Genomic DNA, 12,216 nt, shown 5'->3' with positions numbered 1-12,216 from the left:
CTTTGTTTGGGTTCAACCTGTGATTTCGGCTTTCTTCTCGTAGTAGCTTGCCGGAATGATTTTAAAAACCTGAACATACAAAAGCGAGCTGAGGATTGTTGCCAGGAAGATGAAGCCGAACACGACCACCGGCGGAAACCACGACGACAGCATTATCGTGACCGGAGCGATAAACCGGCCGACCGAGAACTGCAGATTCGCCGCCCCCATGTATTGCCCTCTGGCGTGTTCAGGCGCATATTTGCTGATAAAGCTGTCGGTGACGGGACTCCGCGACAGCTCGCCGATCGTAAACACAAACGTAAACACCAGCAGCAGCCACACCTGCGTCGTCAAACCGATCAGGAACATCCCTCCGCCAAACAGCAAGGCCGACATGATCAGGATGTTCCGTTCGGACCAGCCCTCGAACAGCTTGGTTACTGGAAGAACGCACAGCACGAACAGCAGACCGTTCAGGCCAAGCATCAACCCGAATACCTGTGCGCTGCTCAGGTTGAGCGTCCAGCCGCTGAAGGACAGCAGCGCCTGTCCCGGCACGTATTCTTTGACATACATCGCCAAATACATATCCAGCTGCATAAAAGCAATCGTCACCAGGATGCCCGCGGCAATATAGAGCGCAAATACCTTGTCCTTAAAAATGACGCCGTAACCTACCACCTGCTCCTTCAAGATAGCGGTCAGCTTGCTGCGGGTACGATTCATCCTTGCCGATGCCGGGAGCGTCTCCCTGCTGAACAATAAAATGGTCAAAAAGTACAGAAGCGTTACCGACGTGCAGGTCCACAACAGCTCGTGCCGGTACTGGAAGAAGAATACCGAACCCAGCGCCGGGCCAAAGACCGCCCCGATATTTCTGCCCGTCACGAAGGTTGCGAACACCATCCGCCGATCCTTTTCCGGAGTGACGTCGGCCACCATGGCCGAGCTTCCCGGCGAATAGATCGCCCCTCCCAGCCCGAGTCCGATATATGCGGCATAATCGAGCCAATGGGACGGGGATAACGCAAAGGCGGCAAACATGCAGGACTGCATGCAGGCCCCGAGCAGCATGGCGGGCCTCCGGCCGAAGCGGTCCGCCAGATACCCGCCGAACAAGCTCCCGAGCAGGCTGACCAAGGGGGGAACAGCCATCAGCATACTGGCCGCGGTCTTGCCGAACGAGTCGCTGAAAAACAAGGTCATGTAAGGAAAGTACATCCAAAACAGCAAATTGAAAAGTGTGTCGCCGATCAGCCGGATTTGCAAGTTCAAATCCCATTTAAGCCAGTTCACAACAGAGGTTCCTCCTGTTTTATGATGGGGTCGTTTCGCTTCCTGAAGAATCATTGGCGGTGAAATAGCCGATCATGTGGAAAAAATGGAAGGAGTTTTAATATATCACAGGAATATGGACCGGGCAACGATTTTTTTGCAAGCGATAACAATCCCGTTCCGATGTGTGCTTGTGATATGGCGAGAACACAAAAAAACTCCTGAAGGCATCTTTCCTTCAGGAGTGTATATCATCGCTATCGGCAGCCAGGAATGCTGACGGCAGGCCGCAGCTATTCAATCCGCGCACAGGCGATCCGGTTGCCGGAGTTCCCCGACGGGTCGGTCACGTAATCGTCCGCTTTCTCATGGATGATGATCGCGGTTCCACCCGGCTTCAGGAGCGAATTGTCGGCTCCCTTTTTAAGCGTTACGGACTGGGTTTCCAAATCGGCGGTTACCGTCCCGTCCTGCTTCACCTGAATGTTCAGCAGGTCTCCGGCATGATAGCCCTTCGGATTATGGAAGCCGTGCTGCTTGCCGGTCGGGTTGAAATGGGCTCCGGCTGTTTTAAAGTCAGGCGGATCACACTTGCCGTTTTCGTGGAAATGAATGCCGTGCTCACCAGGCGGCAAATTCGCGGCTTCGATATGGATCTGAACGGCGGCTCCTTTTTGAGTCAGAAGCGCCGTTCCTACTTCTCCGCCTTTGGAATCCACGATTTTCACCTTCAGCTGCGGCTCTTCCGAATTGGCATAAGCAGCCGGTGTTGCGGCGGCGGATCCGAGCAGAAATCCGGCGCTGAGGCAGACGGACATCACCATTTTTTTCATACTTGCACTCGTCCTCCTGTATTCTGGTTTTAGGTCTCCCAAAATCAGGTTTGCCTATTTCCCGAAAAAGATAACACCTGTGCCAGACGGAAATCCGAAAAAATAAAGCAGCCCGAAGATCCCAGAGCGGGAAATTCGGACTGCTGTAACCATGTTGGTTAAAGCAATGGACTTGATTAGCGCGGTTACACGAGATCAGGAATATGAATCTCGACTTCCTTCTTCGTCTGCGCGGAGCGGATAATGCCGTCAATAATGGCCTGGTTCCGCAAAATTTCCTCGCCTGGAATCGGAGCCGGCGTCCCTTCACGCAGCGCGCGGACAAAATCCTTGATTTTCTCCTCAAACACATTAATTTCATGCTTGATGAGCGGAATATTGCTCTCGGTATGATGTCCCTGGATGTCATGGAACAGCGAGATGGACCCGACATGCCCATCCCATACCCCGCTCCAAGGGCCGCTGCCTGCCGGAAGCACCTTCATGCCCGCATCTGTGCCGAGGAACATCGTCGCACCAAGCGTATCCATATGCATCGCCCAGGACGTCTTGAAGTTCAGGACCAGGTCTCCTTCGAACCGGACCATGGCCACACCGAAATCCTCAACGTCAAATTGTCCGGCTTCCGCGTGGTATTTCGGATTGGTGCCAAAATAGTTCGAGGTATAGGCGGAGACGGTCAGCGGCTTCGGATAGCCAAGCGTGTTGAGCGCCAGATCCAGCGAATAACAGCCGATATCGGCCATTGCGCCTGCGCCGGCGATATCTTGACGGATAAACGTTCCGCCCGGCATGCCGCGGCGGCGTCCGCCCCCGGTTTCCACGTAATACACTTTACCCAACTGCCCGTTCTGGACCATATTTTTAATGATGGCCATGTTCGGGTCGTAGCGCGGCTGGAAACCGACATTCAGCATCTTTCCGGTTTTCTTGGAAACCTGCACCATTTCGACCGCTTCGTCCAGCGTGACCGACATCGGCTTCTCCAGCATGACGTTTTTGCCGGCCGACAGGGCGTCCACCGTTGTGCGGTAATGCGCCACGTTCGGCGTACAGATGCTTACGCCATCCAGATCCAGCTCGAGCAGCTTGCGGTGGTCGTCAAAGCCGGTCGCATCCGGCAGGTCCCAACGCTCAATGAATTGCTGCGCCTTGTCTGGCAGAATATCCGCCACCCCGACGATTTGAACATCCTCGATTCCTTTGTAAGCCCGGGCATGCGCTCCGGCGATGCCCCCGCTTCCGATAATGCCAATCCGAATTGTTTTTCCCACGTGATCGTAATCCTCCTATACTTTCGCGTTCTTTCTCCGGTATTCCGACGGCGTGTAGCCGTACCTCTTCCGAAAAACGGTATGCAGATAGCTTCCGCTGGAAAATCCGCCCTGTACGGCGATTTTCTCGATGGACCAGCGTGTCTCCACCAGCTGGCGGCACACTTCCTGCAGGCGGAAATCCTCCAAAATTTCGCTGAAGGACCGCCCGCCCCCCTGATCCTTAATGATCCGCTGCAGCTGCCTCGAGCTGATATGCAGCTTGTCGGCCACATCCTCCAGCACCACTTCGCCGGAAGAGTTGGCATGGATGTATTCCAGAGCCAGCTGGTACCGGTAGGCCTTCATGTCCCGGGACGGAAGCTCCGCCTCCCTTGGTTCCGGCTCGTAAGCGCGCACGGCTCGGAGCAGAATTTGAATGATGCAGTTTTTGATCGTTGTATACAGACCTAAATATTTTTGCTGTGAGGCGTTGAAGGCTTCCAGGAAAAACGGCATCGCCCTGTACGTATCCATCACGGGCTTCAGCGGCAGCGTCCGCAGCTTCTCGATGCAGTCATGCGCCTCGGCCGCCTCCCACGGATCGGCGTATGGACGCGGCGACTGGCCGGCATCCGGCACCTGCGACAGGTCCCGGATATCCACGTGCAGGCACAGCTCATCCATCGATTCCTCGGGATCCGCTTCCTGGTAATGGAGCACCTCCGGCCCCGTCAGATAGAACATACCCTCCTGAAGAGCAAAGGGTTCATCCACCAGGATCACCGTTCCCTTGCCGCGCGGTATAAAGTGAAACTCGAACTCGGCATGCTTGTGAAAGGATACGATTTTCCCCGGAGGAAAAGAAGTCAAATGAAAACGTATCACCCGAATCTCATAATTTCCCCAATAGATGCGTAAATCCAGACGCTCCAAAGCATCCTGGCGTCCCTGCATAGCTTCGTATGGAAAATTATTCATCATTGCAGCAACATCCTTATGTCTGATAAGTTCTGTGATGGTTAGCCTTGCAGTTCGTTCAGTTTAACGGCGCGGCGCTCCGCGTTCGACAGATTGGCCGCTTCCATGAGCTTCGTCAATTCGATCGCCATCGCGATGTTTTCATCGGCAGTTGTGCCTTGTTCGATATGGCTGATCCACTGCTCAAACGCGCTTTCACGGTTGGCCGGAACCGGAATCTCGACCCAGGCATCCTTGTATTCCTCATTGCGGGTCGTACGAAGCAGCAGTTTGCTGTCCGGCGTTCCGAACAGGATCGTTCCTTCAGTGCCGTGCACCTCCACGGTAAACGGCGAAAAGTTGTTCACGAATCCGGCTTCAACGACGCCTACTGCGCCTGATTTCGTAGACAAAGTCGCAACCGCGTTGTCTTCCACTTCTTTTCCGGTTATGTATCCAAATTGCGCGCTCACGTCCACAGGCTCTTCTCTCAAGAAAAGTCGCGTCAAATACATTGGATGGCAGCCAAGATCGATCAGGGCGCCGCCGAGCGTCTCTTCCTTCTTATAAAAATGCGCTGGCAGCCAATTGGCCGTCGCCCCGTTGTGGGACAGGCGCACACGTACATAAGTTACCTTGCCCAGGAGCTCCTGGTCCAGAAGTTCCCGGATCGCCAGCGTATAGCCGTCGTTCAGTCGGGGAAGGGATACGGTCAGCTTCACGTTATTTTTCTCCACAGCCGCAATAATGTCGTTGACCTCGCTCAGCGTTGCGGCAATAACCTTTTCCGTAAAAATATGCTTGCCGGCTTCTGCGGCTTTGATCATGACTTCGCGGTGCATGTTCGTTGGCGCATCCACGATGACCCCATCGATATCGTCACGGCTGAGCATTTCATCCAATGAAGCGTAAAAAGTTACACCCTGCTTATCGGCGGCTTCTTGCCCACGCTCCGGATTTTCGTCCCACACAGCCACGATTTCCGCACCCGGATGAGCCTCAGCCTGTTTCGTATAGTCCCATGCATGCACATGCCAATAGCTTATTTTACCGATTCTGATCATATCCAGCGCTCCTCAGTATTTAATATTAAGACATCATGCCCTTAATCTAACACATGAAAAACCGTTAATACAGTATAATATTACGACAATTTTATATAAAATCGCGCCGCAAGAAAAACCTGGTCTTAAGACGGGTTTCCGCCCCAACCGGAGACGGTTTTGTTCCGGCAAAAATTTGCGTATCATGGAAATACAAGTTCTTCCGGACTGTTAAGAAATCGGGCAGACGGCTTAATACTTTCTTAAGCTTTCTGTTCATCCGTTCTTAATCTTTGCTAATTAAAATGGAAAGCACAACTACAATCACGATAAGGAGATTCTTATGGATGTGCTGGGATATATCGAGCGGCTGTTCGGACAGTACGGATATTGGGTCCTGCTTCTCGGACTTCCGCTAGATGCCATCGCCTTGCCGATCCCGCCAGGCAATACGACGCTTACCTACACCGGGTATTTGTCTTATAAAGGCGTACTGGACCTGCTTCCGGCTCTAGGTGCCGCCTACCTCGGCTCCATCGTCGGGCTGACGGTTACTTACGTGCTAGGGTACAAGCTGGGTCAGCCGCTGATTGAGCGCTACGGGAAATGGCTGTTTCTCAAACCGGAGCATGTGGAAAAGACCGCCAGGGTATATCACAAATACGGCAACAAGCTGCTGCTGTTCAGTTATTTCATTCCGGGAGTCAGGCAGTTTATCGGCTACTTTACAGGGATCATCCGCGTCCCTTATCGCACCTTCGCCTTGTACGCCTACACGGGATCCGCGCTCTGGGTTACCGTCTTTGTCGGGATCGGTTACATTTTCGGCAATCAGTGGCAGCTGGTCTTGACCTGGACGGAGCATTTTTTGAAATACGTCGTGGCCGCCGTGTTCGCCATTCTGGCCGTTTACGTTTACCTGAAATGGCGCAAGCGTACCAAGGTTCATTCGAGGCAATGAGGCAATAGGGTTCAGCTTCGGAAGCTGACGACCATTCGATGCAAAAAACACATTTTTGAGGAGGACCGATGCATGATCATCACCCGTTATATGGAGCAGGCGCACGGCTGGGACCGGCGCGTATTCCACTGGATTAACCGCACTCAGAATCCGACCATGCTCCATGCTATGCTGCGCATGCTGACTCACCTGGGCGGCGCGCTGTTTACGATCACCCTGACGCTGTCGGTAGCGTTGTTTGCTCCCGAGCCGTGGCGGACGACGAGTCTGCAGAGCTTTGCCGCGCTGGCCATCAGCTTTTTGATTACAACCCTGATTAAACGCAAGGTCCAGCGGATTCGCCCCTACCTCGCCCTCGAAGGCGTTAGGGTTGGCAAAAACCCGCTGAAGGACCCCTCGTTCCCATCCGGGCATTCGACGGCCATCTTTTCCATCATTACGCCGTTTCTGTTTATGGGCTCTTGGGTCGCCGTCCTGCTGCTTGTTATGGCACTCATCGTCTGTATTTCCCGGATTTATCTCGGACTGCACTACCCTTCGGACTGCCTGGTCGGCAGCTTCGTCGGCAGCATGACGGCAGTGCTCACTGTCGCCGTGATCAATCTATGAGTTTATATACAGCAAAAAAGTGCAGTCCGCTGGGGACTGCACTTTTTTGCGCTGCCGTTATGACCGCCCGCGGCGTACCGAGCCACTGCCGATTCGGCTGCTTATGCCATCAGGCGTGGAAGAATTGTCCCGAGCGGACTTCCTTCACATAACCGGCGCGGATGGTAAAATCGCCGAAATGCTCGCCGTCCCGGCGTTCCTTGGCATAATGGAATATAATCTGCTTCAGGGAATCCAAAATTTCGGCCTCGCCGATATTTTCCTTGTAGAGCTTGTTGAGCCGTTCTCCGGCAAATCCGCCGCCGAGGTACATGTTGTATTTGCCCGGCGCCTTGCCGATAAAGGCGATTTCCGCCAGGGCCGGTCTTGCGCAGCCGTTCGGGCAGCCTGTCATCCGGATGACGATTTCTTCTTCACGGAGCCCCGCTTCCTCCAGGATCGGCTCGATTTTGCCGAGCAGCGTTGGAAGGTAGCGTTCGGATTCAGCCATTGCCAGACCGCAGGTCGGCAGGGCCACGCACGCCATCGAATTACGGCGCAGCGCCGAATAATGGATGCCGTCGGTCAGACCGTACTGCTGCACCAATTCGGTGATCTTCTTCTTTTTCTGGCTGCTCACGCTGCCGATGATCAGATTCTGGTTCGGTGTCAGCCGGAAATCCCCCGTATGAACCTTGGCGATTTCGCGCAAGCCGGTCATCAGCTCATACCCTTCTTCATCTTTAATCCGTCCGTTCTGGATAAAGAGGGTCAAATGCCACTTACCGTTGCTGCCTTTGACCCAGCCGTACCGGTCGCCGTTGCTATCGAAATGGAACGGTCTTGCCGGTTCCAGCTCCCAACCGAGACGCGCGGTCAGCTCCTGGATAAACCAGTCGATGCCGCGGTCGTCAATCGTATACTTGAAGCGCGCATGTTTCCGCACGGAACGGTCGCCGTAGTCGCGTTGGATCGTCACGGTTTTCTCTGCCAGATCAATCACCTGCTCCGGCGTGCAGAATCCGATGACCTGCCCTACCTGCGGGTACGTGGCCGGATCGCCGTGTGTCATCCCCATGCCGCCGCCAACCGAAACGTTGAATCCGGCCAGACGTCCGTCCTCTACAATGGCGATCAACCCGAGGTCCTGCGAAAATACGTCGACATCGTTGGAAGGCGGGATCGCCATGCCGATCTTGAACTTACGCGGCAGGTATACCGGACCGTAGATCGGCTCCTGTTCCACGTCATGATCGTGGCTGTCCACCACCTTTTCTTCGTCAAGCCAGATCTCATAATAGGCCCGGCTCCGCGGATCCAAATGGGCACTCAGCTTACGGGCCCAGTCGTACACTTCCGAATGAATCTCCGACTCGTACGGATTCGGATTGCACATGACGTTCCGGTTCACGTCGCCGCAGGCGGCCAGCGTGCTGAGCAGCGATTCGTTCACCTCGCGGATCGTATTCTTGAGGTTCCACTTCAGCACCCCGTGCAACTGAAACGACTGGCGTGTCGTCAGGCGGATCGTCCCGTTCCCGTACTTCTGGGAAATCCGGTCCATCATCAGCCACTGCTGCGGGGTAACCACGCCGCCCGACGCGCGCACCCGGAGCATAAACTGGTAAGCCGGCTCAAGCTTCTGCTTCTGCCGTTCGTTGCGCAGGTCCCGGTCATCCTGCATGTAGCTGCCGTGATGCTTCATCAGCCGGTTATCGTCTTCGGGGATCGACCCGGTGATCGGATCCTTCAGCGTATCCACCAGGCTTCCCCGCAAATAGTTGCTTCTGCGTTTGATATCCTCCACATCGCTGTGGGGCGCGCTGTTTGGTGACATCAAATTGTTATCAGACATGTTTGCTCTCTCCTTCTCGCTTGCCTATAGGATGCGCTTAATAGACATCCCGCTGGTAACGTTTCTCCTGCTGCATGCGAATCATATATTCGGCAGCTTCCTCAGGACTGAGACCGCCTTCCTGTTCAAGGATCGTAATCAGCGTGGAATGGACGTCATGGGCCATTCGTTTCTCGTCGCCGCACACATATACCACAGCGCCTTCCTGCAGCCACTGATACAGTTCCCGGCTCTTCTCCAGCATGCGGTGCTGGACGTAAACCTTCTGATCAGAATCGCGCGAGAATGCCACGTCCATGCGCGTCAGGACGCCGTCCTTGAGCCAGCGCTGCCATTCGATCTGGTACAGGAAGTCGGTCGCGAAGTGCTGGTCGCCGTAAAACAGCCAGCTCTTGCCTTCGGCTCCGGTCTCTTCCCGCTCGCTCAAAAATGCGCGGAATGGAGCGACGCCTGTGCCCGGGCCGATCATGATGATCGGGGTATCCGGATTTTGCGGAAGCTTAAAGTTCGGATTATGCTGGATATAGACCGGCAAAGCCGATCCGGGTTCGCTTCGTTCAGCCAACTGTACGGAGCAGACGCCGTACCGCTCTCTTCCGCGGTTCTCGTAGCGGACGGTTCGGACCGTTACATGCACCTCGTCCGGCGACGCCTTCAGGCTGCTGGCGATCGAATACAGACGGGCCGGAATTTTGCGCAAAATGGCTACGAATTCCCTGGCCGGGATGCCCTTCAGGGAATAATCCTGCACCAGATCGAGCAAATCACGTTCCTCGATGTAGGCTCTCAGCTCATCATGACCCGATGCGAGCAGTTCGTTCAAAGCACCGTTAGAAATGAGCGCGGCTGTCTTTTCCAGCAAAGGCTTGGTGAGCACCGTGATTTCATAATGGTGGAGCAGCGCCTCGCGCAGCGTAGCCTCATCGCCGTTTTTGTTAACCGGAACGGATTCTTCGCCGGACCAGCCCATCGCCTCGATCAATTCGTCGACAAGCCGCGGATGGTTTTCCGGATAGATGCCCAGACTGTCTCCGGGTTCATACTCCAGATTCGATCCCTCCAGCGAAATTTCCAAGTGCCGGGTTTCGCGGTCGGAACCGCGGCCGTTCAGGTTGATATTCTCCAGAACCTCGGCCTGGAACGGATTGGTTCTGGAATATTCCGATTCCGCGGATGCGAGCAGCGAATCTGCCGTGACAGGCACGGCCTGCGGTGCAGCTCCGGCTCCTGCTCCGGCAAGCTCGGCAAACGCACTGGCTACGCTGTTGATCCATTCCGCCGCCGGTTCGTCGAAGTCCACGTCGCAATCGACGCGCGGAACGAGCCGCTTGCCGCCCAGTTCTTCCAGCCGCTTGTCAAAATCCTTGCCTGTCTGGCAGAAGAACTCATAGGAGGTGTCTCCAAGCGCCAGTACAGAGAACGGCATGCCTTCAAGCTGCGGCGCCCGCTTGCTGTGCAGAAACTCATAAAAAGAAATGGCGTTGTCCGGCGGATCCCCTTCGCCATGCGTGCTGACCAGAATCAGCAGGTTTTCCACCTTTTTCAATCCGTTCGGTTTAAAATCGCTCATCGAAGAAAGCTTGACCTCAAAGCCCTGATCCTGCAGTCTCTTGGTCACCTTCTTGGCCAGAGACCCGCAATTGCCGGTCTGCGACCCGTACAGGACGGTAACCTCTTTCGGTGCAGCCGGTGCCGTGCTTACCGGAGACGCAGCCGGCGCATTTGCGGCAGCCGCAATAGGGGCGGTTCCCAGCACTGCGCTACCCGTTACGGCGGCCGCTGCGATATATCCGCTCAACCAGATGCGCTGGGCATCGGTTAATGTGGGCAGCAGACGGTTGAGCAGCTCGACCTGCTCTTGGTTAAAAGGGCTGTTCGTTACTTGAAGTTCCAACAAATATCCACCTCGCGTAGCATGCATTAGTGATAATTCCTAGTAGATTACTCATATTTTCTCTCTTGAACCTATCACAGCAGGGGGGAACGGTCAATTAGAATGATCTTATAGGTTTTATCAGCTTTGCTGATAAAGTGGCTTCGTGCCGATTATTCCTCTTGAAACCGCTGTTAGATGATATAAAAGGCCCGACCGTGAAACAAGCCGGGCCCTCCAAACGAAGGAATAAAATTCAATTTACGTATGACAAAGTTTCTCGCGGATCAGATCCGTTACCAGCCGATCCGGAGACCGGTCTCCCCGCCCAACCTTCATCCGGTTGCACAGCACCGCCACGGTAAGGCTGTTCGACGGATCGGCGTATCCGATCATGCCGCCCAATCCGGCATAACCGAAAGCCCCTCGGCTGCCGCCCATGGCATCACCGTCTTGGCTAAGCGAGTAGCCCAGCCCCAACCGAACGGGAGCGAGCGCAACTTCGTCGGTCCCTTCAAATTGCAGCTGTGCTGCCTCGGTTATGGTGGCCGGCTTGAGCAGGCGTCTGCCGTCCACGCCCTCGCCAATCAGTGAAGCATACATGCGCGCCAACGCCTGAGCATTCGCAACGGCATTGACGGCTGGTACGGCTGCCGAATGGAAGCAAGCCGAGTTCCACTCCGGATTGGCAACCGGAACCAGAGCCGGAGGCAGCACCCTCTTGAACAGCATGTCATCAGGCATGGAAGCGATAGGTACGGCTTCGCCGCTAATTTCGGCGATCCGGGTTTCCGCTTCCGCCGGAGCACCTAAATACAGATCCCTCTCCATTCCTAATGGCTTGCAGATCTCGTCCTGAATGATCTGGCCAATCGCCCGGCCATCCGCTCTGGCGGCCGTTTCCCCTAGAATCCATCCAAAGGTCAAGCCGTGATAACCTGCCTTGGTGCCAGGTTCCCAGATAGGTTGTAACTGTTCCATCTCGTGCACCATCGCCTGCCAGTTGGTCACCAGCTGCATATCCGCGTGCGCAGGCATCAAAGGAACTCCTGCCGTATGAGTCAGGACCTGGCGGAGCGTAATCTGTTCCTTCCCATTCGCCCCGAACTCGGGCCAGTAATGAGAAATCCGCTCATCATACGCCAGCTTGCCCTGCTCGGCGAGAATATGAATCGCCGTTGAAATCACACCTTTGGAGCAGGACTGCATCACGAAGAGCGTATCCGGATGGACGGGGTTTTGTCCTAAGGCATCGGCGCTGCCTGAAAAAGCATTCACCACCAGTTCACCATGCCAGTAGGCTACGGCTTGGAATCCTGCACCGATATCGTCTTTCGCAAGTTCATCCAGCAGCCGCTGGACCTGTGTTTGAAGATTGATGAGATGCTGACGTTTGTTTATCCATGGATTGGTCAATGCATTCAACTCCCTTATTATTTAAAATGAAAAAATAAGGTGCAAAGCCCATCCAATAAAACGTCCTGAGGGCGAACTGTTAAACTGATCGTCCGCCCATGCAAAGGTTCGCCCTATGAATAGGCTTTGCATGAGCCGCTTGGCATACTGGCAAATTGATTTGCCATCGAGATCGAC

Annotated in this window: 10 protein-coding genes; 2 read left to right on the top strand and 8 right to left on the bottom strand. The window is 54.8% G+C overall.

The annotated features are described in order from the left end of the window. Positions 1 to 12 precede the first annotated feature (12 nt). From ABID47_RS15785 to ABID47_RS15765, 5 genes are all read right to left on the bottom strand, one after another. Positions 13 to 1,278 (bottom strand): MDR family MFS transporter, encoded by a 1,266-nt coding sequence (locus tag ABID47_RS15785; protein ID WP_354498041.1) that lies wholly within the window; start codon positions 1,276 to 1,278, stop codon positions 13 to 15. 272 nt (positions 1,279 to 1,550) lie between these two features. Then, positions 1,551 to 2,090 carry a superoxide dismutase family protein gene (locus ABID47_RS15780; RefSeq protein WP_116230924.1) on the bottom strand — a complete coding sequence of 180 codons (540 nt, stop codon included), beginning with the start codon at positions 2,088 to 2,090 and terminating at the stop codon, positions 1,551 to 1,553. 185 nt (positions 2,091 to 2,275) lie between these two features. Beyond that, entirely contained in the window at positions 2,276 to 3,364 is a 1,089-nt protein-coding gene (locus ABID47_RS15775; RefSeq protein ID WP_076167171.1) for a Gfo/Idh/MocA family protein, read from the bottom strand. A gap of 15 nt (positions 3,365 to 3,379) precedes the next feature. Then, positions 3,380 to 4,327, bottom strand: coding sequence for a helix-turn-helix domain-containing protein (locus tag ABID47_RS15770; protein WP_354498038.1), 948 nt, complete (start codon positions 4,325 to 4,327; stop codon positions 3,380 to 3,382). A 38-nt stretch (positions 4,328 to 4,365) separates the two neighbouring features. Beyond that, on the bottom strand, positions 4,366 to 5,367 hold the full coding sequence (locus ABID47_RS15765; protein WP_076167175.1) for a Gfo/Idh/MocA family protein: 1,002 nt from the start codon (positions 5,365 to 5,367) through the stop codon (positions 4,366 to 4,368). Positions 5,368 to 5,689: 322 nt separating this feature from the next. Between ABID47_RS15765 and ABID47_RS15760 the strand changes: the two genes are divergently transcribed. Together ABID47_RS15760 and ABID47_RS15755 are read left to right on the top strand one after the other, a co-directional pair. Continuing rightward, entirely contained in the window at positions 5,690 to 6,307 is a 618-nt protein-coding gene (locus ABID47_RS15760; protein WP_089546886.1) for a DedA family protein, read from the top strand. Between the two features lie 72 nt (positions 6,308 to 6,379). Further along, the gene (locus ABID47_RS15755; RefSeq protein WP_354498036.1) at positions 6,380 to 6,916 is read left to right on the top strand and encodes a phosphatase PAP2 family protein; all 537 of its coding nucleotides are present in this window, start codon (positions 6,380 to 6,382) and stop codon (positions 6,914 to 6,916) included. 109 nt (positions 6,917 to 7,025) lie between these two features. Here ABID47_RS15755 and cysI read toward each other — a convergent pair whose 3' ends face one another. From cysI to ABID47_RS15740, 3 genes are all read right to left on the bottom strand, one after another. After that, positions 7,026 to 8,750 carry an assimilatory sulfite reductase (NADPH) hemoprotein subunit gene (gene cysI / locus ABID47_RS15750; RefSeq protein ID WP_354498034.1) on the bottom strand — a complete coding sequence of 575 codons (1,725 nt, stop codon included), beginning with the start codon at positions 8,748 to 8,750 and terminating at the stop codon, positions 7,026 to 7,028. Positions 8,751 to 8,787: 37 nt separating this feature from the next. Then, entirely contained in the window at positions 8,788 to 10,644 is a 1,857-nt protein-coding gene (locus tag ABID47_RS15745; RefSeq protein ID WP_354498032.1) for an assimilatory sulfite reductase (NADPH) flavoprotein subunit, read from the bottom strand. 240 nt (positions 10,645 to 10,884) lie between these two features. Then, entirely contained in the window at positions 10,885 to 12,039 is a 1,155-nt protein-coding gene (locus ABID47_RS15740) for a serine hydrolase domain-containing protein (RefSeq protein WP_354498030.1), read from the bottom strand. Positions 12,040 to 12,216 lie beyond the last annotated feature (177 nt).

It is taken from the genome of Paenibacillus favisporus (assembly GCF_040545415.1).
Lineage (GTDB): Bacteria > Bacillota > Bacilli > Paenibacillales > Paenibacillaceae > Paenibacillus_AQ > Paenibacillus_AQ favisporus.
The sequence above is the reverse complement of the archived record's forward strand: the minus strand, read 5'-3'. Positions and strand labels throughout refer to the sequence as shown.

Coding starts and splice junctions, on each gene's coding strand:
- ABID47_RS15780 (WP_116230924.1), bottom strand. CDS start 2,090: ATGAAAAAAATGGTGATGTCCGTCTGCCTCAGCGCCGGATTTCTGCTC.
- ABID47_RS15770 (WP_354498038.1), bottom strand. CDS start 4,327: ATGATGAATAATTTTCCATACGAAGCTATGCAGGGACGCCAGGATGCT.
- ABID47_RS15765 (WP_076167175.1), bottom strand. CDS start 5,367: ATGATCAGAATCGGTAAAATAAGCTATTGGCATGTGCATGCATGGGAC.
- ABID47_RS15760 (WP_089546886.1), top strand. CDS start 5,690: ATGGATGTGCTGGGATATATCGAGCGGCTGTTCGGACAGTACGGATAT.
- ABID47_RS15755 (WP_354498036.1), top strand. CDS start 6,380: ATGATCATCACCCGTTATATGGAGCAGGCGCACGGCTGGGACCGGCGC.
- cysI (WP_354498034.1), bottom strand. CDS start 8,750: ATGTCTGATAACAATTTGATGTCACCAAACAGCGCGCCCCACAGCGAT.